The sequence below is a fragment of the Gemmatimonas sp. genome (assembly GCF_036405635.1).
Lineage (GTDB): Bacteria > Gemmatimonadota > Gemmatimonadetes > Gemmatimonadales > Gemmatimonadaceae > Gemmatimonas.
In genome coordinates this window covers 1-21,824 of sequence record NZ_DASWXE010000199.1, presented here as the reverse complement: position 1 = coordinate 21,824, position 21,824 = coordinate 1, and the positions used below count along the sequence as shown (strand labels likewise).

At 63.8% G+C, this 21,824-nt stretch carries 18 protein-coding genes; 11 read left to right on the top strand and 7 right to left on the bottom strand.

Annotated elements, in window-relative coordinates; genetic code table 11:
- Positions 1-190 precede the first annotated feature (190 nt).
- Both VGE27_RS15740 and VGE27_RS15735 read left to right on the top strand, forming a co-directional pair.
- Positions 191-2,407, top strand: coding sequence for a patatin-like phospholipase family protein (locus VGE27_RS15740; protein WP_331050624.1), 2,217 nt, complete (start codon positions 191-193; stop codon positions 2,405-2,407).
- A 138-nt stretch (positions 2,408-2,545) separates the two neighbouring features.
- Positions 2,546-3,265 carry a LemA family protein gene (locus VGE27_RS15735; RefSeq protein ID WP_331050623.1) on the top strand — a complete coding sequence of 240 codons (720 nt, stop codon included), beginning with the start codon at positions 2,546-2,548 and terminating at the stop codon, positions 3,263-3,265.
- On the opposite strand, the gene VGE27_RS15730 is transcribed toward VGE27_RS15735, so the two are convergent.
- From VGE27_RS15730 to VGE27_RS15720, 3 genes are all read right to left on the bottom strand, one after another.
- A complete protein-coding gene (locus VGE27_RS15730) occupies positions 3,246-6,269 on the bottom strand; it encodes a serine/threonine-protein kinase (protein WP_331050622.1) in 3,024 nt (1,007 codons plus the stop codon). The two genes, VGE27_RS15735 and VGE27_RS15730, sit on opposite strands and share 20 nt — an antisense overlap.
- 8 nt (positions 6,270-6,277) lie before the next feature.
- Positions 6,278-6,856, bottom strand: a complete 579-nt coding sequence (locus VGE27_RS15725; RefSeq protein ID WP_331050621.1) for a hypothetical protein — start codon at positions 6,854-6,856, stop codon at positions 6,278-6,280.
- Positions 6,857-7,080: 224 nt separating this feature from the next.
- Positions 7,081-8,208, bottom strand: a complete 1,128-nt coding sequence (locus tag VGE27_RS15720; RefSeq protein ID WP_331050620.1) for an acetamidase/formamidase family protein — start codon at positions 8,206-8,208, stop codon at positions 7,081-7,083.
- A 76-nt stretch (positions 8,209-8,284) separates the two neighbouring features.
- Between VGE27_RS15720 and VGE27_RS15715 the strand changes: the two genes are divergently transcribed.
- Entirely contained in the window at positions 8,285-9,034 is a 750-nt protein-coding gene (locus VGE27_RS15715) for a peptidylprolyl isomerase (protein WP_331050619.1), read from the top strand.
- Between the two features lie 357 nt (positions 9,035-9,391).
- The gene (locus VGE27_RS15710; protein WP_331050618.1) at positions 9,392-10,474 is read left to right on the top strand and encodes a DUF262 domain-containing protein; all 1,083 of its coding nucleotides are present in this window, start codon (positions 9,392-9,394) and stop codon (positions 10,472-10,474) included.
- An 843-nt stretch (positions 10,475-11,317) separates the two neighbouring features.
- Here the strand turns inward: VGE27_RS15710 and VGE27_RS15705 are convergent.
- Entirely contained in the window at positions 11,318-12,847 is a 1,530-nt protein-coding gene (locus tag VGE27_RS15705; protein ID WP_331050617.1) for an IS1182 family transposase, read from the bottom strand.
- A 232-nt stretch (positions 12,848-13,079) separates the two neighbouring features.
- Between VGE27_RS15705 and VGE27_RS15700 the strand changes: the two genes are divergently transcribed.
- Positions 13,080-14,468: a zinc-ribbon domain-containing protein gene (locus VGE27_RS15700; RefSeq protein ID WP_331050616.1), complete on the top strand. Its 1,389-nt coding sequence runs from the start codon at positions 13,080-13,082 to the stop codon at positions 14,466-14,468.
- A 181-nt stretch (positions 14,469-14,649) separates the two neighbouring features.
- On the opposite strand, the gene VGE27_RS15695 is transcribed toward VGE27_RS15700, so the two are convergent.
- Complete coding sequence (locus VGE27_RS15695) at positions 14,650-15,801, bottom strand: LirA/MavJ family T4SS effector (protein ID WP_331050615.1); 1,152 nt, start codon at positions 15,799-15,801, stop codon at positions 14,650-14,652.
- Between the two features lie 419 nt (positions 15,802-16,220).
- On the opposite strand from VGE27_RS15695, the gene VGE27_RS15690 reads away from it, so the two are divergent.
- A complete protein-coding gene (locus VGE27_RS15690) occupies positions 16,221-16,490 on the top strand; it encodes an antibiotic biosynthesis monooxygenase family protein (RefSeq protein WP_331050614.1) in 270 nt (89 codons plus the stop codon).
- Positions 16,491-16,500: 10 nt separating this feature from the next.
- On the opposite strand, the gene VGE27_RS15685 is transcribed toward VGE27_RS15690, so the two are convergent.
- Complete coding sequence (locus VGE27_RS15685; protein ID WP_331050613.1) at positions 16,501-17,001, bottom strand: SRPBCC family protein; 501 nt, start codon at positions 16,999-17,001, stop codon at positions 16,501-16,503.
- Positions 16,998-17,339, bottom strand: coding sequence for a metalloregulator ArsR/SmtB family transcription factor (locus VGE27_RS15680; RefSeq protein ID WP_331050612.1), 342 nt, complete (start codon positions 17,337-17,339; stop codon positions 16,998-17,000). The genes VGE27_RS15685 and VGE27_RS15680 overlap by 4 nt, the downstream gene beginning before the upstream one ends.
- 149 nt (positions 17,340-17,488) lie before the next feature.
- Here VGE27_RS15680 and VGE27_RS15675 point away from each other — a divergent pair, with 149 nt between their 5' ends.
- The 5 genes from VGE27_RS15675 to VGE27_RS15655 form a co-directional block, all read left to right on the top strand.
- Positions 17,489-18,022 carry a class I SAM-dependent methyltransferase gene (locus VGE27_RS15675; RefSeq protein ID WP_331050611.1) on the top strand — a complete coding sequence of 178 codons (534 nt, stop codon included), beginning with the start codon at positions 17,489-17,491 and terminating at the stop codon, positions 18,020-18,022.
- The gene (locus tag VGE27_RS15670) at positions 18,019-18,555 is read left to right on the top strand and encodes a hypothetical protein (RefSeq protein WP_331050610.1); all 537 of its coding nucleotides are present in this window, start codon (positions 18,019-18,021) and stop codon (positions 18,553-18,555) included. The genes VGE27_RS15675 and VGE27_RS15670 overlap by 4 nt, the downstream gene beginning before the upstream one ends.
- A gap of 56 nt (positions 18,556-18,611) precedes the next feature.
- Positions 18,612-19,442: a hypothetical protein gene (locus VGE27_RS15665; protein WP_331050609.1), complete on the top strand. Its 831-nt coding sequence runs from the start codon at positions 18,612-18,614 to the stop codon at positions 19,440-19,442.
- A gap of 148 nt (positions 19,443-19,590) precedes the next feature.
- Positions 19,591-20,511 carry an ABC transporter ATP-binding protein gene (locus VGE27_RS15660; protein WP_331050608.1) on the top strand — a complete coding sequence of 307 codons (921 nt, stop codon included), beginning with the start codon at positions 19,591-19,593 and terminating at the stop codon, positions 20,509-20,511.
- On the top strand, positions 20,508-21,824 hold a 1,317-nt coding region (locus VGE27_RS15655), incomplete at its 3' end, for an ABC transporter permease (RefSeq protein WP_331050607.1). The genes VGE27_RS15660 and VGE27_RS15655, both read left to right, overlap by 4 nt.

The following is a 21,824-nucleotide window of genomic DNA, read 5'->3' as shown; positions in this document are numbered from 1 at the left end:
CTGGATATCCGCGACTTCATCTCCGGGCAGTTCGAACCGGTGCCACTCCAGGATGTGTGGGATCACATCAAGAACATGGAGAAGGCGGGGACGGTGACGCTCACGAATGGTCCGGTGAGACGAACCCGCTAGTTCGGGGGTAGTAGTTCGCAGACAGCTGGAACGCCCCCACTTTCTGCTCGACGAACCTGTGCGCCACGCCCTGTTCCGCGCGCTTGCGTTGCTTGCATTCGCGGTGTCCGCAGTATCGCTGCCAACCATCCGGCTTGGCGCACAGACGTCCACCAATGACAGTACGGCGGGTGCCACGCGCCCGCCGACAGCGGCCGGTGTGTGCACTCCCGGCCGCGTCGCCCTGGTCCTCGCCGGCGGCGGCTCCAAGGGCATCGCCCATGTGGGCGTCATCCAACACCTCGACTCGCTGGGCATTGTGCCCGACCTCGTCGTGGGCACCAGCATCGGCGCACTCGTGGGCGCGATGTACGCCAGCGGTTGGGACGCCAAGGCGCTCGAGGAGTTTGTGTTCCGCTTCAACGTGGGACGCTACATCGGTGGGTACGCACCCTCCGCGCCACGGGCGCTCGGCCCGGTGCTGCCGCTGCTCACATGGAACGAAGGCGCCGGTGGTGGGCTCGACTTCTCCACGTCCACAGTGCGCGAAGGCAATGTGAACCTCATCGCGTCGGCGATGCTGCTGGCCGGCAACCTGCGCGCGGCGGGTGACTTCGACCGGTTGCCCACGCCGTTTCGCGCCGTGGCCACCGACCTGCGCACCGGCAATCCCATCGTGCTGCGCAGCGGCGACCTGGCCGAGGCGGTGCGGGCGAGCTTTGCCATTCCCCTCGTCTTTCAGCCGCTCACCATCGAGAAGCGTGTGCTGGTGGACGGCGGCATGGCCGAAAACGCCCCCGTGGGCGTGGCCCGCGCCGAGGGCGCGTCGCGGGTCATTCTCAGCGAGATGACCGACACGGTGGAGTTTGCGGTGGAGCGCAGCAGCACCAGCATGGTGGCCGCGTCGCTCATGCGCTTCCTGTTTTCGCGCAATCGTCCACAACTGCGCGACGGTGATGTGCGCGTCACCAGCAACACCACTGGCACGTCGGCGCTCGACTTTTCCGACGCGACCATGAAGCTCATGATCGAGCGTGGTCGCGAGGCGGCGCGTCGCGCGATCCCGACCGCCGAGTGCCTGCCCACGACACGTCGTGTAGTGGCCGACCTGCCGCCATTGGCGGCGCGCCGGTTCACCGAGCGCCCCACCGGCGCCGAGCAACGCTTGTCGCACATCATCTTTGGCGACGTCTCACCCAACGAGGTCTCGCTCGACTCGGTGATGACACGCATCGTGCGCGTGAGTGAAGGCGAGCGTGTCACGGCACTGTGGCTCAACCCCGAGCGCGTGACCGTGAGCCGTCCGTCGTCGGAAGCCGTGACTGGCGCCGACAGTGTGCTCATTCATCCGCGACTGGTGTTTGCGCCGCGGCGTTCGCTGTCGGCCGGCCTGGTGTACGATGGTGAACTCGGCGGACGCGCGTGGCTCGGCGCGGTGGACCGCCACCCAATCGGCTGGCCGGTGGAGATCGCGTCGCGTGGTGCGCTGGGCCGTTACCGACAGGACGTGATCATCGGCCTGCGTCGCAATGACCAGTACATCGAACTCACGCGCAGTCCGTTTCTCGAGGCCACCATCGCCCGCGAGCGTGTGCGCCTGTTTCTGCCCGAAGACCGTCGCATCGAAATTCCCGACGCGCTGCTCCCCGCGTTCAGTGACCAGAAAGTGCGCGTGGGTATCGAGCAGCCGCTGGGTCATCGGTGGACGCTGCAGGCCGCCGGCCTGGCGCGCCGTGTGACCACGCTCGAGATCCAGACTGACAGTGGTGTCACCGAAGGCTTTGACGATCGCGCCCTGTCGGTGTTTGGTGGCACGGTGAGTTTTGTGCGCGTGCGCTCCGACCCGCGCTTCGTGCCGCGAGTGGATCTCGAATACACGAATCGCTACACGCGTCTGCAGGCCGTCACCGCGTCCACGTTCACGAAGGGGCTGTTCGACATCGCGATGACCTCGCGCGTGGTATGGGCCGACCGCGAGTTGCCGTTCATGGACACACCCACGCTGGGCGGGGAAGAGGGTTTCCCGGGCCTCCGCATCTTCGAGCAGCGTGGCATGGCCGAGCTGTCTTCAGCGGTTGAGGTGTCACGCCCCATCGTGGGGCCGTTGGCGCTGCAGTTCACGGTGCAGGGCGGCCAGGTGGCCGAGAATCCCCATCGCCCGGTGTCAGGCGAGTGGCTGGCTGGTGCCCGCGTCGGGCTGGGCGCGGCCACGCCCATCGGCCCGCTGCGGGTGCAGTACGGCGTGAACAGTCGCCGGGATCACCGCTGGTTCGTGCGCATCGGGCGCTGGTTCTAGGCGCCTGATCGGGGCTTGGATGGGGGCATGACGGTTGCCGGCCTGTTCCTGCGCAATGCGGAGGGCAGGCGTGGCTCCCGACCGGGGGTCGTCTGCGCGGCACCCACCGGCAGTCGAACGCCCTCCCCAGGCCCGGCCATGTTCTTCACGCTGATTCTCGTAGTCGTCGTGCTCGCGGTGTACACCGTGCGCCGTTACAACGCCCTGCAAACGCTGGCCCATGGTGTGCGCGAGGCGCATGCCAACGTGATGGCGTCCATGAAGAAGCGCCTCGACCTCGTGAACAAGCTGGTCGACATCGCCAAGGGCTACGCTGATCACGAGAAGCTCACCCACCTCTCCATCTCGGCCAACGGCGCCGAGACCAGTGCCGGCGAGACCGCCACATCGGGTGTGCTCACGCAAGTGATGCGCATGGCCACGCAGTATCCCGAGCTCAAGGCCAACGCGGCGTACCAGCAGCTCATGGCGCAGCTCGATCTCATCGAATCCGATCTGCAGTCGAAACGCGAGGCCTACAACGCGATGGTGCGCGTGTACAACTCCGCCATCGGTCAGTTGCCGGTGAGCCTCTACGCCAAACAGCTCGGCTTCAACTCGGCGCCGTACTTCGACGTGGAGAACGCCGATTCACTGGAGAAGCTGCGCGACTTTCACAATGACGACGCCGAGCATCTCAAGCAGATGTTCGCGCAGGGGACGAAGAAGGTGGCCGACAGCGGCCGTCGCATGGCCGATGAATCGGTGCGACTGGGCAAGCTGGCCGTGGAGAAGGGGATGGAGATGAGTGCCGATATGCAGCAGCGGCACCAGGCATCGGGTGCGGCCAGCGATGCGCCTACCGACCGGGCTTCGTAAGTCCGGACAGGAGACGTTTCACCGAGTCTTCCTGCGCGCGCATCGCCGGTTCGGGTTCGAACCGGTAGGCGAGATATCGCGCTCCGGCCCATCGTGCTTCTGCGTGGTGGCCAAGAGCCGCCGCCAATCGCGCGCGGCGCCTGAGACGCGTGGCGAGGTACGGCGTGATGGACCCCTGCCAGCGATCACCCGACCGGCGCAGCGTGACCAGCGCACGCGCCGGTTCGTTCAGCGATTCCCACAGGCGGGCCACTTCGAGTGCGGTGAATGCCGTGCGTGCTTCGTGCGCACGGCTGTAGTCGAGATTGGCCAGCAGGGAGTCGAGATGCTGCAGTCGTGCGCGCAGCATGGCCGTGTCTCGCGCGAGATGTGCGTGCAGCGCGTCGATGAGCGTCACGGACAACGCATAGTCGACGTCACGCTCGGCGGGCGTGCCACGCACCGCGGCGGCGAGACGCTGCTTTGAGAGGTGTGTCTTGCTACTGTCCCCATGGGCCAGTCGCCACATCTCGGCCGCTCGCACCGCGCGCAGCACGAAGCTCTGGCTCGTGAAATCGGTGGGGGTGAGCGATTCATCGGCCATCAGGCGTTGCAATGCCAGTCCCACGCCGGTGGTGTCGTGTTCACCAAGTATCGCGCCACGCAATCGGCGCACGGCACTGTTGGCCGCCACATTGGCGTCGGGAATGGAGTCGATGGCCGCCATGACACGTTGTGCCTCTGCCGGGCGCCCAAGCAGCAACAGCCAGTCCACCAGATTGGAGCCGGCGGTGACCATGCGCGCCGGGTCGCCGCCACGGGCCAACCGATACACCGAGTCGTATACCGCCACGCCTTCACGCGCGCCCACGCCCTCGTGCATGGCCACCTGCGTGAAGTGTCCGTAGTTACGGCGCACCAGCGAATCGCGCCAGATGCGCTGATTGGGTGCATTGGCTTTGACGGCCTGATACCAACGCACCTCCCACAGCCACACCCGGTTGGAATCGGCCGCACTGCGCAGGCGCGAGACACGTTCCAACAGCGCGTTGTCGTTGTGCCACGCGGCGAGGTCGGTGAGATGTACCGCCGCCGACAGATAGGTGGAGTCGAGATCGAGCGCGCGCACGAAGGCCTCGCGTGACTCGGCATCCACCGAGTCTTCACTGGCCCCGGCAATGTGTCCATAGTGGAACAGCGCATCCCCCAGCAGATACCACGCCTCGGCGCGCTGCGGGGCGAGTGCCACGTAGCGACGCACATCATCGAGCTTCTGCACGGAAGGCGTGATATCGGGATAGCGTGACCCCACCAGCGCCGTGAGTAACGCCCGGTCGCCATCACTCAATCGCGCACGATGACGCCAGGCGACATCGGTGCCCCGGGTCATCATGTCCTGATTGCCATTCCACGCCGCCGCGAGACGCAGACCGATGCCCGCCAATGCAAACGTGGTGTCGGCTTCGATGGCCCGGAGGAACGCCTGAGTGGACTCGATGTGCTGCGCCCGACGCAGAGTGGCCAATCCTTCCAGATAGGAACGCAGCGCCACCACCGACGTGGTGCCCACGGTTCCGCGTCGCCTGGTTTCTTCTGGCGCGAGCTCCGTGAGAATGGCGAGCGAGAGTCTGTCCACCAGCTGCGCCACGCTGTCCACCGAACCGTTCACACGAATTGCCTCGGACGACGTGCCGCGCGCCACGTTCAGCACGCGCACCGTGAACGTGAGGTCCTTGGGTGTGGCCACCACGTCGCCGAGCAACAGACGACCCGCGCCAAGATGACGGGCTGTCTCGAGTGCCTGTGCTTCAGACGCATCGCGCTCGGTGGCGCCCGTGGTCTTGGTGAACGCTTCCACCATCGTGCGCGGCGCCGCCATGCGCATGGATGGAGTGGTGAGGTTGGCCGACAGCAGGTCGATCATGCCTTCGCGCAGGTACTGCAATGCCGGGTCGGCGGCCGACACACGAAACGGTGCCGACACCAGCAGGGTTTCGTCGAGTGCCGTACGTGATTGAGTCTTCCACACAGCGGCTCCGATGGCCGCGGCCACGAACAGCACGGCCGCTGCGGCCCACTTCGCAACGGCGCTGCGTGTACTCACGGCTTGTGTCGGCATCAAAGGTCCCGACGGAAACCGTTCGCCACTCACCGCAATGTCATAGCCATCAAGCAACGCCAATAGCTCATCGGCACTGGCTGGCCGCTGATCCGGATCCTTGGCCAGGGTGTGCATGATCAGCTGCGCCAACGGCTGTGGCACCGAGGGCGCCGCTTCCTGCAATGGCCTTGGCATCTCGGCGATATGTGCCGCCAGCATCTGCCGCGGCGAACCCCGCTCGGCGAACATGTGCACACCAGCCAGCAACTCGTATGCCATCACGCCCCACGAATACAGATCGGCGCGATGATCCACATCACCGGCCACGGCCTGCTCCGGCGCGATGTAGCGCGGTGTGCCGATGGACGTACCGTATTGCGTGAGTGTGTGCGAAGCCGTCGACTCCGCCGACACTTCTGGCGCGGATGCCGCAGCCAGCGCCTTGGCGATGCCAAAGTCCGTCACCATGGCTACACGACCCGACAACAACACGTTCTCGGGTTTGATGTCACGGTGCACCACGCCTTCGCCGTGCGCATAGGCCAAAGCGCGCGCAATGTCGCGCAGCATCGACAACGCTTCGGCAACCGGCACCGCGCCCGTCGACATGCGCTCGCGCAATGAACGCCCTTTCACGTAGGGCATCACGTAGTACGGAATACCCTGATCCACCTGCGCGGCCAGCATGGGCACGATGTTCGGATGCTGCAGCCGCGCGGCGATGTTGATCTCGCGCACGAAGCGCTTGGCGTTGATCGCCTGCGTGAGTTCCGGCGCCAGCACCTTGATGACCACGGCGCGTTCGAACGCACGCTCGGTGGCGCGATACACCACCGACATGCCACCACCACCGAGCTCCTCGTGCAGGGCGTATTGAACGCCGAGGAGCTCGGTGAGGCGTGCGCGTAACGCGTCGCGGTCCAAGGTGGGGCTCAGCCCTTGTCCTTCACCGTTATGCGCTCAGCGGGAATGGGATTGCCCGGCCGCTCGGAATCCCAGAACACCGACACGATGTACCAGCGATCGCCGCCATTGAACAGCTGGATGCTGTTGATCCCGCGCGCGAAGGGTTTGGCGTCGGCGAGCGTGTAGCGCGAGTCGTAGGCACTCATGATGTGCCACACATTGCCGTACGATTCGGTGGTGCGGCCGATCTCGCGCTCGAAGAAGCCGTTGGCCATGAGCCCCGGGCCGGCGGCCGTGATGTATTCCTCCACGCTCCAGTTGCGCAGGCGTGCCTTGCCGTCGGCAGCCACCCCGGTGGGGATCATGCGGGCGCTGGGTGCAAACAGTGTGCGCAGGCGATCGAAGTCGCGCGGCTGTCCCTTGGGGCCAGAGATGGATTCGTAGAGCGCCTTCACGACGGCGTCGATGGACGCGACATCGGCGGGATTGGCGGGACGTGGTGCCGGAACTGGTGCAGCGGCGGTCGTCGCCTGGGCGTGTACAGCTGGGGCTGTTGTTGTGAAGGCCAGTGCGGCAAGCGCCACCGTGACACGAAGGCGCGACATGTATGGGACGAGCTGGTGAGACGACATCGAGGAGGTCTGGGCGGGAGAGGTGGCAACACACGAACGGCGTACCGATGGCTGGTACGCCGAGCGTCATGGTGCGATGTCTCAGTGCCCGTGAACAGACCTGAGTGACCGACGGTCTTCAGGGTGTGACATACCGGATCGGGCGCATGTCGTAGCGGAGCGTCCTATCCCCACTGGCATCGGCTGGTAGCCGGATGCTAGGGCCGCCGCCGCGTGAACAACGCCTTGGGAATCATCACATGCGCACCCATGGTGCCGTCCACGAGTTGCGTGATGCGCACATCGCACGCCGTGCTCACGAGCTGATACGCGTCTTCGCGCGGCAGTTGGTACACATCGCCGAGCAGCTTGATGGCCTCACGCACGGCGGTCTTGGTGGCGATGGTGAGATTGCTGTCGGTCCCCATGGCAATCCAGTGCGTGCGTGTTTCACCGCGCGGCCAGGTGAGCTTCATGTCCTTGCGCACCACGAGCTGCAACTGACCACGCAGCGCCGTCTCGAGCGCGGTGATGTCCACTTCACCATCACCCTGGGCCGCGTGTCCATCGCCGATGTGCAGCAGCGCGCCGCGCACATTCACCGGGATGTAGAGAATGGTGCCCGCGGTGAGCTCCTTGTTGTCGAGATTGCCCGCGTGCATGCCCGGCGGCGCGCTGTGAATGCGGCCACTCGCCGCCGGCGGCGCCACACCGATGCTGCCAAAGAATGGACGCAGCGGAATCTCGATGCCCAGTGTGTCGTCGAAGTGCCCAATCATGCGGCGTGCATCGAGCGGCACGATGCGTGAGCGTGTGGTGTTGGGAAAGTCTTCCGGAATGAAGCCGCTGCGTGAGCTGAAGCTGTTGCACGCGTAGGGCACATCGAGCTGGATGTCCCGGATGCGCACTTCCAGCACATCCCCCGACTCGGCGCCATCCACATACACCGGCCCCGTGAGCACATGCCCGCCCGGCCCGCGCTTGAGCGTGCCCGCCGCGGTGGCCGCCTGAATGGCGCGGATGGCCGGCTCGATGCGTCCCGAGTCCTTGCCCGTCTGCAGCAAGCGCACACCGCAGGTGGACACTGTGCCCACGTCGAGCACATCACCCGATGCCATGCGCACGACCGGCGCCGCAGCCGGATCGTAGCCGCCGTTCACCACCGTGGTGGGCGTGGGCATGAGCGTGTGAGTGCGGCCCACCGCGGGCGCGCCCCAGAAGGGCGACGTGCTGGCCTGCTGCGGCGCGGATGTGCCCGGGTTGGCGCTCGCCGAGCTGGCACCGGACGCACAGGCGGCGATGGTTGCGCCGCAGACGATGAGAGGGACGAACGAGCGAGCGCGCATGTGGGCCTGGCCTGGAGGAGACGGGAGCGGGCGCGCCCAATATGCACGTCTCCTGCCTCGTGCACATACTATGGATATGCCGATCTCCCGCCCTGTCGCCTCACACTGGACGGCCCCGCGCCGACTCGCCCCCGCCCTGTGGCTGATGATCACCGGCCTGGCTGCCAGCAGTCTCTCGGCATGCGGCGGTGACGGCAAAGCGCGCGCCGATCGAGCAGCGCCGGCCGATACGGCCACGAAGGTGGTGCGGCAGGTGCCAGGCCCCGCGGCCACACCGATGCGCAGCCCTGACACGTTCCAGGTGCGCTTCGAGACCAGCAAGGGCCCGTTCCTGGTGAGTGTGGAGCGCAAGCTGGCCCCGCACGGTGCCGACCGGTTCTACGAGCTGGTGACGATTGGCTTCTTCGATGAAGTGCGGTTCTACCGCATCGTGCCCGGCTTCGTCGCGCAGTTCGGCAAACATGGCACGGTGTCAGTGAACGACGCGTGGGTGAGCGCGAACATTCCGGACGACCCGATGCGAATCAGCAATGAGAAAGGCACCGTGGCGTTCGCGGCCAACGGACCGAACTCACGGAGCACCGAGCTGTTCATCAGCACCGGCGACAATACGCGAAAGCTGGACTACCAGAAGCTGTTCGCGCCGATCGGCCGCGTAACGGAAGGGATGGACGTCGTGGAGCGGCTGAACGCGGAGTATGGCGAGGAGCCGAACTTTGCGCGGATCGCGCGGCAGGGGAACGCGTATCTGGCGAAGTGGTTTCCGGCGTTGGACTACATCAAGACGGCGGCGCTGGTGGACGGCTCGGTGGAGACCGATCGTTGAGGTTCAGGTCAGACGGTGGCTCGGCTTGCGGTCCGTTCTTTCCGGGCGAACCTTAGACTGCATTCTCTGCAGCCTGATAGGTCCGCGCGTTGAGCAGGCCGCACGCCCCTAAGCGCTTTACAGTTCTGGATTGGGGAAGCGATCGCAGCCTATTCGTCGGTCTTCTTATGCTGCTGGAAACACGAATATATAGTCTGGCTTGCAGTGATCGCCTGCAGGCTAATACGCGTTAGCCAGACGCCTCCAGTTCGAGCGCGCCGCTTCTGATTCTGAGGCTTACCAAGATCGGCAAAGAAGAGGTAGGGTTCGCTTTCACCAAAGACATCCGGGATGCCGTCGCTCGCGACCTAGACAAAGATGACTCAGATCAAGCCAACAAAGACCGTCTACACGGTCTCCGACTTCCTAGACTGGCAGCGCAACGGGACATTGCAGCTGAAGCCGATCTTTCAGCGGCGCGAGGTATGGGGTCCGAAAGCGAAGTCTCTCTTGATTGACACGGTGGTTAAGGGATTGCCGGTTCCCATAGTCTTCTTACGAAAGACACAGGATCTTAATACCCTCTCCTCGCGTCTAGAGGTAGTAGACGGCCAGCAGCGCCTTCGAACGCTATTCGCGTTCGTCGATTCGCAAGTGCTCGCTGATTACGCGGCGGAGAAGGACGCATTTACTGTCCTGCCAATGCATAACAACGATATCGCAAATCGAACGTTCCGGAGTCTCGATGCGGATCTGCAAGCAGCAATTCTCGATTACGAAATCAGCACGCACGTGCTGCCTCCGAACACGAGCGATGAGGTCGTACTCCGAATCTTCTCTCGTCTGAATTCGACCGGATCCAAACTCAACAAGCAGGAACTACGGAACGCGGAGTACTTCGGCGAATTCAAGACGCTTTCCTATGATCTCGCGATTCGCAATCTCCCACTGTGGCGTCGATGGGGAGTTTTTGACGACGATGATTTTGCGCGTATGGTAGAGGTTGAATCGGTGTCTGACTACCTCAGTGCCATGATGGACGGCATTCAAGGCAAGAGCCAGCCTAAGCTAGACGCGCTATACGAACAGTACGACGACGAACTCCCGGGGGCGGCGCAGTTGGCAACGCGCTTTCAGCATGTGATGGATGCCATCGACGATGCCGTTGGCGAGTACATCGCAGACACGCGCCTGCAGAGGCAAGCACTCTTCTACTCGCTATTTACCGCGTGCTACGATCACGTGTACGGGCTTGGCTCTGATTACAGGGCCCGCAAAGCAGCGCGGGCTCTCCCCTCGGCTCTTGCGGCAGCGTTGCGGAAAGTCAATGAACGCATAAGCTCAGGAAAGCTTCCGGATTCCGTTGCCGACGCGATGGATAAGGCCACCGCAGATAAGGGGCGTCGAGACACTCGCCACAAGTTCTTTATGAGGAGTCTGGGGCTTGCCTCGGCCACATGAACTTGGGAACTCTTATCGCTACTCAGTTCGGCAGGTGCGAGCGTGCTGTGCGCGAGTCGAGTCACTCCTCAAGCAGAAGAAGATCGGAATAACCGACTGTGAACTCATCTACGAGTCAGCGTTCCTCAATGCGATGTCGCGATTTGAGGGACTGCTGAATCTTCTCCTGAGCGAGTTTGTGTGCGGCACAGCAAGCAAGCATTCGGGGTTCTTCAGGCTAGTACAACCACGCTCCCGAGAGGTTTTCCGCGAAGTGCTCACAGGCGGTCGCGCATACATCGAGTTAATGCCGTATAAGGACTGCGTCGACGTTGCAAAGCGATTCCTAAACGATGGCAGGCCATTCTCAGATGTTGACAACTCTGACAGGCAGATACTCGCGCAAGCTATGCTGGTGAGGAACGCGATCGCCCATCGAAGCGATGCTGCCTTGAGGACCTTCCGTCGTAAGGTTATCGACGTGAATCTGTTGCCAACGCACCGCCAGTTTCCCGGTACCTACCTTAGGAGGCCGTATCGCGCGCATCCACACGCAACCTGGAACGACTTATACCTCGACACCCTCGAGAAAGTGGGGGCGGTGCTCGCGACGAGCTGGTAGCAAAGCTGGCCAACGAGCCGCTGAAGCTGACAAAGCGGCCCGTAGTCGCGCATTCGTTAGAGTACGGCGTAGGCCGCTTTGCAGCTTAGCTTCGGCGTTGAAGCTGTAGGATAAGTCGATTTCGACGGTGACTTGAGTCGACGATACCCGTCGATGCATGATTTCGAAGTGGATCGATGAGATTGGGCGCGATTGGCGACGGTGATCGCCGCAATTCGCGATCCGTTGCGCCTATGGGCGGGCTACGCCGCGTATCCCGCGTGCGCGAGTTTCTCGATGTTGTGCACGAGACAATACAGCTTCCATTGTGTGTCGACCTTCGTGCGCCCGCGCAGCGTGAAACGATCGAGCCGCTTGTTGGCGCGCAGATTCGCAAACACCGGTTCGACCGTCGCGAAGCGCAGCGCATACTGCCCGCGACCTTCGGGCGTGTCGATGCGCTCGCGCATCACCGCGCTGTGATTCACCCGCTGCGTGCTCACGCGCCCGCGGAAGAACGCCACATTGCGCACGGGCGTCGTGGCGGGCGTGCGCAAACACTGGGCGCGTAAATGGCATGGGCCGCAGTCACGCTTCGCGCCACGGAAGTGTTCGCCGATGTGATCGCGGGTGATGTTCTGCGCGCCCTTGCGATACAGCGATTTCCCTGCGGGACACACGCACGTCCGCGCCATGGGATCGTAGCGAAAGTCCGCCGGCCCGAACACCACGAGCGGCTTTCGCGCCGGTTTCGATTTGTCGTGCAGGGGATGCGGGAGGGTCGTGTAGCGCGCCTGCGTGGCGAAGCGCGCGTCGCGGCGCCGCAGGTCCTTATCGGCGATCAGGGCGTTCACCCGCTCCTCCGCGAGCGCGCGCAGATTCGCTTCGCTATGGTAGCCCGCGTCGGCCGTGATGAGCGTCTCGGGCGTGCGCAGCGAGGCGGTGGCGGAGACGGCTTTCAGCAACAGCTCTTGCTCCGCTCCGACGCCGTGCGCCTGCGCGTCGACGATGATCTGGTGCGCGGCATCGACCGTGGCGACACCGGTGTAGCCTTGGATCACGCCTTTGCTCGTGGCCATTTTCGCACTTTCGTTATCCGTGCGATTGCTCTTGCGCACCGCGCACTTCGCGCCGCGTCGCTCGTGGGGATGCTGCGCGAGCCACGTGCGCAGTTCCGCCGCGTCGCGCACGAGGCGGCCCTGCCGTGCCTGGTCCTTCGTGGACAGCGACGGCTCCACGTCTCGGGCATCCTCGGCCCGATGCCGCGCGAGCATCTGCTCCGCCGCGCGCTCCATCTTGGTGGCCTGGCGTTCGAAGTCGGCGCGGCTCCCACTCCGATGCTTCGACGCGTTGCTCGGCAGCTTCACACCGTCAATCGCAAACATCTCACGGCCGATGAGCCCCTGGCGATCGCACACCGCCAATACGGCCGCGAAGATCGCCGCGATCTGATCGCCCAACGTGCTGATGAAGTGGGCAATCGTCGTGAAGTGGGGCCGGGAGTCGCCGCTCAGCGCGATGAACGTGATGTGGTCTTCGCAGGCACGGGCGATGGCGCGGCTGCTGACGAGGCCGCGTGAGTAGGCGAACAGCACGATCCGCAGCAGCATCGCGGGCGGATAGGCCGGTGCCCCGGTCGCGTCATTGTGATACCGCGCGTCGAACGGCGTGAGATCGATCGCGTGGGCGAGCAGGTGGTGGAGCGCATGCTCGAACGTGCCGGGCAGCAGCTGGGCCGCCAGGTCGACCGGGATGAGTTTCGGCTGGGTGTCGATGTACTTGTAGCGGGCCATGGCCTCTCGACGGACGACGAAAGTGCGCGCAGATTTCTCTGGACAGGCGTACGCACGACTGAATGGCGAGTTGCATTTCAGGGTCACTCAATCGGGCTTTTTCTACAGCCTCGTTAGATATCGAAGCACATTGGCAACTCTGTGCACATCGCTGCAGTGAACTCCCGCTGGCTATGACTTGCCGCCGTTGTGTGAAATGCCTACGTCAACCTCTTCGTTGCGACGGGATCGCATGAGGCACAGACCCATCTCGCTGCAGCGCATCCAAGAAGCGGCGACCGCAGTTGGGCTATGGTTCGATGAAATCGAATATCGAGGAAAGGACATCCCGCATCGCTTTGTATGTAGCGCCGCTGGGCACGTGCGAATGATGTCGCCGGGCAACGTAGTGTACCGGCAAGCGCGCTGTGCCCAGTGCAGACAGCCCAACCGGGATGGCGGGACTGAGCTCGCCACTGCGGTTGCCGAACGTGCGGGCGGACGCTGCCTCGCCGCCGTCATACCGACGGTATCCGAGAAGGTGCTCTGGCAATGCCGAGATGGACATCGCTGGACCACCTCGGTCGCGCTGGTCGCAAGCGGACACTGGTGCCCCGAATGCAACAAGGCAGGTCTGTCTGAGCGCCAATGTCGAACGGCACTGGAGCAGCTGTTTGGCGTCGAGTTCCCCAAAGCGCATCCGGAATGGCTGCGCACCACTGAGTTCCGTCGTCCGTTAGAGCTGGATGGGTACTCTGAGCCGTTCGGGATCGCCTTCGAGTATCATGGCGGCCAACACTATCGCGTGGTCCCTCGACTGGCGGGTACGCCGGAGCGTCTCGCCCTCATCCAACGCAAGGACGCGATCCGGCGGGAGTTGTGCGCAGCCCGTGGAATCGTCCTGATCGAGGTCCCGGAGTTCACCACGTGCGACCTCAATGCGCGAGCGGCGCATATACGGTGCGCTGCTATCGCGGCGCTCACCGACGCGGGGCGAACGTATGACGATCGGGTGCACAGTGCTCCTATTAGTCTTCTGTCCGCCTTTTCATCGACCATTCTGCTCCGTCTCGATGAGATTTCCACTAGTCGTGGAGGGCGGTGTGTCACGCGCGTCTTTCAGGGCTGGAGCACCGCCCTCACGTGGGAGTGCACGAAGCAGCATCAGTGGAAGGCCGCACCCACCTCCATCCTTCATCAAGGTTCGTGGTGCCCGGCGTGCGCCGGTCAGGTTGGTCCATCGATCAACCTACTCCGGACCAAGGCGGAGGCACGAAGATGGACGCTGGTCTCCACTGCGTACGTTAGTGCGAAAGAGAAGCTGCTGTTTCGTTGCAGCGTCGGTCACGAGACGATGCTCTCCAGCGACAACTTCCAACGCGGAAGGGGATGTGGCGTCTGCAAACGGCTCTCGGCGGGTGCCACACAGCGACACTGCCTGAAGGACGTGCAGGCCGCGGCGACACTGCGCGGTGGAGAGTGTCTCTCCACAGCATACCAGAACTCTCAACAGAAGCTGCGCTGGCGCTGCGCGCGGGGGCATGAATGGGAAGCCACTTGGTCGAGCGCGAGCAAAGGCAGCTGGTGCGGTCTCTGCCAACGTATCGACAGCATCGGAAGGCCTCGCCGAAAGTTGAGGTGAGCGCCTCTTCCGATGTGCGGCGGCATTGAGGTACTGACAGCCGCTCAGCGGTAGTGTAACTAAGGCGCTGTCGCGCGCTGCAGCAGTCACTAGCCGGACTGCACCACGAGATGTGGATGTGGCAGCGTAGTCCCACACCCCAATGGATGTCGCTCCTCGCCGCCCCAAAACGCTCGCCGGCTCACGGATGGCCGTGCAACCCCGAGTTGGGAAGCACCACCCCGGGGTCCAGTGTGACCGCGCTTTGCACGACCGCGGCCTGGAGCTGGAGCACGGTGGGCGGGGTGGCCACTCCATGGGCCGCATTGTTGGGATGCACGATGACCAGATTGCCGTAGTTGAGGGGCGCGCCGCCTGCGCCGCCTCCGAACGGATCCGGGTTCGGGATCTGATTGAGGTCCACATAGCCGCGTCCCGCCAGCTTCGTGCGGTACTGATCTTCGGGGCTGGCCGGCTGCGGAATCGCGTTCGCCGCGCGATGCGCCAGTCCTACCCGCACGTTGGCCACGATACGACGTGGATCGAGCGGTGCGAGCGCGTTGCGCTGGTTGCGGCGAACGCCGAGCATGAACTGCGCCGCGTCATACGGCGCGCGCGCGAGGTTGTATGCATTTCGCTCGGCGGTGCGCTTGTTGAAGTTCTTGGTTGCCGTGCGATTGACCAACGGGATGGCGCCGTTATTGCGCATGGCAGTGAACAGATTGTCCGGATGCCCGAAAGTGCCAGTGTGACCGACACCAAGGTCATACAGGTAGCCGAATAGGTTCGTGGAGTGGTCGGGCAGGCCGCCGTTCATTCCACCGGGGACACCAATCGGACCGAGTGTGGCACCGGCTTTCACATACAGGTCGAGCGGGGAGTGCGTCCACGGTGCGTTGACCGCCGTCTGGAAATTATTGGTGACAATGCGCATGACGATGTGCTGCTGCATGCGGTGCGTGTACTTGCCGTGAGTGCGACCTGCGCCCAGGTCGTTCATGGCTATATAGCCCGAGCTTATGAGCTTGTCGAAGTCGGTGGCAACAAAGCCGAGTGGAGCGATGGCAAAATCCGGGTAGCGACAACGACGCTCGTATTCCGTGAGGCAGACCGAAAGACGCGGCCCATGAGGCGAGTGCGGGTCGACATTCTGCATAGCATCGTTGAAGAACTGCATGGCTTGAATGCAGGCCGAATGATCCATCATCAGCACCTTGATGGTACTGAACTCATTGAGGTAGGCGGGTGAGAGCGCCGGATACGCGGCAGCGATGAGGTTGCGGATGCCGTTCCAGTGCGAATCGCAGACGGCGTTGGCCGATAGGCCCCAAGCGGCCGTGTTGCGAGTATGCATGACCGGCACGGCGCACGGATCGGCGACCGCATTGTTATGGAAGACGCACATGGCCGAGACGGATAGATGGGAGTGCGCGGAGCAACGGACGAGAGCAACTCAATCGCTTGGCTGAGTATACGACGCGCTGACCGGCTGCGTACTCTCCACCTCGCCCCCACAGTCCCGCTCGCATTGATCTCCTTAGCCTACTGCAGAGATTTTGCCTGAGTTCGCCACCCGACGTTTATAGCCATGCCAATCGCGGCACCATCGTGGATTGTCGTAGGCACCCAGGGGCCCTGCTACCGCGTGCAGGCCCCTGGATGTTTTCATCGCGATGGATTCGATCGTGTGTTGGGGCTCGTACTCGCGCTTTACCATGGAGTAGGCTTCTTTCACCATCACAGATGGCACGCCTACCGATATACCATTCCGAAATGACAATCATCGTTGCAGGCCAGATCGAGGTGAAACCCGGACAGCGGCAACGCTTCCTGGACGGATCGGTCGACGCCATGCGACTCGCCCGCACCACCAAAGGGTGTGAAGACTTTGTGGTTGCCGCGGACCCACTCGACGCGAATCGGGTGAACATCTTCGAGCTCTGGCGCTCGCGCAAAGCGTTGCACGACTTCCGAGGCGCCGGGCCGGATGACGGCCTGGGCGAGCTGATCGTCAAGGCACGGGTCAACGAGTACGAGGTCTAGCCTGAGTGTCTTACCGTATCGCCATCACCCGCTCCACAAACTGCTCCACCGCAATCTTCGTCCCCTCATAGAACCCCGACGTCTGGTTCGTCTGCAGATCCGCCTCGCTCCGATGTAGCGCCGTGAACACATACCGCGTGCCGCTGCCTTCGGCTTTAAGCGTCATCACCGCAGTGATCGGAATGTCATCGAACACCGCCGGCCGGTAGCCCGGGAACAGCATCGACGTCCACACCAGGCGCTCATTCGGCACCACGTCCAGCACGCAGCCGAGGTTGGGCACTTCCTGCCCCTCGCCCACGGCGATATCGATGCTGAACATGCCACCCGGACGCAGCTCCAGCTCCGTGCGCACCACACGCCCCCACTGCCGGGGCATGTACCACTCCTTGATGTGCTCGGGCCTGGTCAGCGCTTCCCACACGAGACGGGGCGGCGCGTCGATGAACCGCTCGATCGCGAAGTCGAATGTCGGATTGAACGCGAAATGCTGACTCGATGACTGGCTCATGATTCGGTCTCCCGCTGCTTGAGGTGTTTGATGACCCGATCGAACTGGTCCAGACGCGCTTCCCACAACTGACGACGCTCGGCCAGCCAACCTTCGGCCACCTTGAGCCGCTCGGGCGCGATCTCGTACGTGCGCACACGTCCACTCTTCTTCGACTTCACCAGACGGCTCCGCTCCAGCACCGAGAGGTGCTGCACGAATGACGGCAGTTGCATGTCGAACGGCTCCGCCAGCTCACTCACCGTGGCAGGGCCCATGGACAGGCGCTCCAGTACTCGGCGCCTGGTGGGGTTGGATAACGCGTGAAAGACTGCGTCGGTGGTTGCAGACTGGACCATGCTGACCATCCAAAGGGGCGGGGATCCCGATATGACTCCCTGATCCTACCACATTCAGATACTTCTGTAAATACCTAAGTTTTTGGAAATGCACCCAGCGTCGCAATCCGCGCTGGTCGCCTCTGCGCCCGGGGCGCATTGTTGAGAGAATGCCCGACACCCCTTTCCGCTTGCAGTGGTTCAGCACCCTGATCGCGCCACGCACCACCGGCCGCATTCTCGAGGTCGGCTGCGGCAACGGCCAATTGCTCGAGCTGCTCGCCGCACGCTGCCCGCGCGCAGAGCTCATCGGTATCGACCGCTCAGCCACGCAGGTGCACCGCGCCATGCAACGCCTGGTTTCGTGTTCACCCACGCCGCAGGTGGAGCACATCTCGGGCGAGGCGGCCGGTGCACGGTGGGCGAATCAGCCGTTCAATCTCATTGTGGCCATGAACGTCAATTTCGCATGGACCGATCCCGAGGCAGCTGGCCTCGCCCTGCGCCAACTGCTCGCGCCGCGTGGTCGTGTGTTGCTGGGCTTCGAGCCGCCATCGACCAACGGGCTCGCGGCGTTCAGGCGCAAGCTCACCAATGCGGCGGCGCTGGCCGGCTTTGCCGTACACGCCGAGCATGAGCCGGAAGAGTCTGTGACGCGTGTGTTTGCGATGGAATGGCGCCCGGTGCCCAGGAGGGCTCGATGAGCGGTGCCTCCGTGCCCGACTACCTCGACCCGGACGAGATTCCGTTCACTGCAGACGAGATTCTTCGCACGTTTCGACTGTTGGCCGATAGTGAAGCCGAAGCACAGGCGATCGCCCTGCAGGTCACGGAAGGCGCTCGACAAGTCTACGCGGAGCGCGTGGCGGCATTGGCCGCAGAAGCCCGCGGCAGTACCAATCTCGACGAACTCAACCACGGCATCTACTTCATCTATCCTGAGTTCTTCGCCGCCCTCGCCACGCTCTCTCCTGAGCTCAGCGCACGGGTGGAGTCGTACTGGGTCACACAGCGTGCCAAGCTTCGGCCGCAGCGCATTCGCGATGCACACTGGCACGCGGGATTCCATCCTCTGCACGACCCGCCCGATCCCACGGTGATTGCCACGGTGGATGCTCAGGAAGCCGCAGAACGTGAGCAGTGGACAACGATCCGCGCCGCCGTGGAGACGGAGCTGCGCGAGAAAGCGCTCACGACCCGTCCCGACGATGTCCATTCGCCGCTTGCCCGACCCTGAAGGTTACTTTTGCGTCATCCGCACCGCTCCAACCAACGATCAGTAGACGATCTCTGATGGCCTACCAGGCAACCGTCATCCCCGTGATGATCGCCTCACCCGGCGACGTGAACGAAGAGCGCGACATCATCCGCGCTGTCATTCACGACTGGAATGACATCAACGCCCGCGCCTCGCGCGTCATGCTCTCCGCCGTGGGCTGGGACACACACGCCTCCCCTGAACTCGGCGCGCGGCCGCAGCAGCTCATCAACGATCGCATCCTCACCGACTGCGACCTGCTCATCGGCGTCTTCTGGACCCGACTCGGCACACCCACCGGCAAAGCAGCGAGCGGCACGGTGGAAGAGATCGAAGCGCATGTAGCTAGCGGCAAGCCCGCCATGCTGTACTTCTCGTCGCGCCCAGTCGCCCCCGATTCCATCGATCCGGCGCAGTACGCCAATGTGCGCGAGGCCAAAACGAAGTGGATGCAACAGGGGCTCGTGGAAGGCTTCGATGACAGCGAGGAGCTTCGGCACAAACTCTCCAAGCAACTCTCGTTCTGCCTCGCCAAGAACAGCTACCTGCAGGGCATCATCGGTGCACCGCGCGAAGAAGACACCAACACGCGCCCCGCTTCGGCCGAGTTGAGCGCCGAAGCGAAGACGCTGCTCAAGGCCGGCGCGTCGCAGAACGATGGCCACATCTGGAAGCTCGCCTTTGGCAGCGGGGAATACATACAGGCCGGCGAACAGACGTTCGGCGAAGGCAGCAATCGCGAGATGGCCAGGTGGGAGGCCGCGCTCGAGGAGCTGGTACATGCACAGCTCGTGGTGGCCCGAGGCACGGCGGGTGAACTGTTCGAGCTCACCCACGAAGGCTGGACCATGGCCGACCAGGCATAGCCCCACTCGGTAGTTATCTGTAGCGATCTGTAGCGAAAGGACACACACCACCCGTCCTGACACCCCGGCCGGTCTCGTCCGTACGCATGGCACAGGGCATCGCGGCACTCCGCGATGTCTCCCACCATTCGTCCCGCCCCCCGGACCGATGCACCTCGCCATCCGCGACGTCACCAAGACGTACTCCAACGGCGTGCGCGCACTGCGCGGCGTCACGCTCGATATCCCCCGTGGCATGTACGGACTGCTCGGCCCCAATGGCGCCGGCAAGTCCACGCTCATGCGCACCATCGCCACGCTGCAGGATCCCGACACGGGCTCCATCACACTCGGCGAGCAGGGTGCGGCACCGCCGCATGTCATAGACGTGGTGCGCGAGAAGGACCGCGTACGCCGCACCCTGGGCTACCTGCCGCAGGAGTTCGGCGTCTATCCCAATGTGAACGCCGAGCGGTTGCTCGATCACTTCGCGGTGCTCGAGGGCTTCACGCAACGCGCCGAGCGTGCGCGGGTGGTGGAATCACTGCTGCGGCAAACCAATCTCTGGGATGTGCGCCGCGAACGACTGGGCGGCTACTCCGGTGGCATGCGGCAACGCTTCGGCATCGCCGTCGCCCTGCTTGGCGGCCCATCACTCATCATCGTCGACGAACCCACCGCGGGACTCGACCCGGCCGAGCGTGTGCGCTTTCTCAACCTGCTCAGCGAACTGGGTGAACAGGCGGTGGTGATTCTCTCCACGCATATCGTGGAAGATGTGGCGGAACTGTGCAGTCGCATGGCCGTCATCAACAAGGGGCAGATTCTCATTGAAGCCGAGCCGCTGGCCGCCATTGCGGCCCTGCGCGGGCGCATCTGGAAGCGGGTGGTGGCGCGTCAGGAACTCGCCGACGTGGAGCGCCAGCATCGCGTGATCTGCACCAAGCTGCTCTCTGGGCGTACGCTGGTGCATGTGCACGCGGAGTCATCGCCTGGGCCCGAGTTCGAGGCGGTGGAGCCGGATCTCGAGGATGTGTACTTCAGCGTGATGACGGAGCATGACGCCACGCCCGCTCAGGCTGCGTCATGACACTGGCCGAGGTGTTCCGCTTCGAGGTGGAGTACCGGCTGCGCCAGCCGTCCACCTGGGTGTATGCGCTGGTGCTGTTCGGCGTGCCCTTCCTCATGATGCACGCGATCAACGGCAGTGGTCAGCACCTCAATGCCCCGCTGATGATCATGAACATCGCCGCGGTGGTGGGCGGCCTTGGCATGCTGGTCACGGCGGGCGTGTTTGGCGACTCGGCGGCGCGTGATGTACAGACACGCATGCATTCACTGTTCTACACGTCGCCACTGCGTGAATCGCACTATCTCACCGGCCGTTGTCTGGGCGCGCTGGTGGTGAATGCGGTGATGCTGCTGGGCGTGCCGCTGGGGCTCATGCTGGCGGCGGTGATGCCCTACATGCAAGCCGGCAAGTTCGGGCCGGTGCAACCGGCGGCGTATGCACAGACCTATCTGCTGGTGTTGCTGCCCAACATGGTGCTCATCGGCGTGTGCATGTTTGCGGCGGCGGCCCTCATGCGGCAGTCGCTGGCGACGTACGTCGGTGGCATCGCGCTGTGGGTGCTCAGCAAAGCGGCGGGTGAGTTCACCGATGCTTTGGACAACCAGACGTTGTCGGTGCTCATCGACCCGTTTGGCAGCCGCGCGGTGGAAGTGGCGAGCCGATTCTGGACACCCGCCGAAACCAATGTGCAGCTCATCGGATGGACGCCGCTGCTGTTGCTCAATCGCGCGGTGTGGCTGGCCATCTCGGTGGGCGTGTTTGCGCTGCTGGTGTCGCGGTTCCGGTTTGTGCATCCGGCGGGGGCCGCCAAGCGCGCCTGGTGGCGACGGCGCGCGGTGATGGATACGGCACCCGAACGTGTGGCGCCCATCGATGTGGCGCATGCCCCCACTACGGGTCGCTCCTTCTCATTCGGCGCGCGCACTCGGCAAACCGCGGCAGTGGCCACACGCGCATGGCGCGAGATCGCCATGACACGCGCCTTCCTGGTGATTCTGGTGGGTGCGCTGGGTTTCGTGTTTGCCTTCGGGTGGGACGTGGGCTCGGAGATCTTCGGCACGTCCACCTGGCCGGTCACGCATCTCATTGCAGGCACGGTGCTGAGCAGTGCGATTGGCCCGGTGATGGCGCTGCTCATTGCCATCTTTGCTGGTGAGCTGGTGTGGCGCGAGCGCGAAGTGGGCATGGGCGATATCGCGGCCGTGGCGCCGGTGCCCAATGGCGTGGCGCTCCTGGGGCGGTTCCTCGCCTTGGTGGCCATGCTGATCACACTGCAGGCGGTGTTCATGGCTGCTGGTGTGTTGTTGCAAACATTGCGCGGCTATCATCGC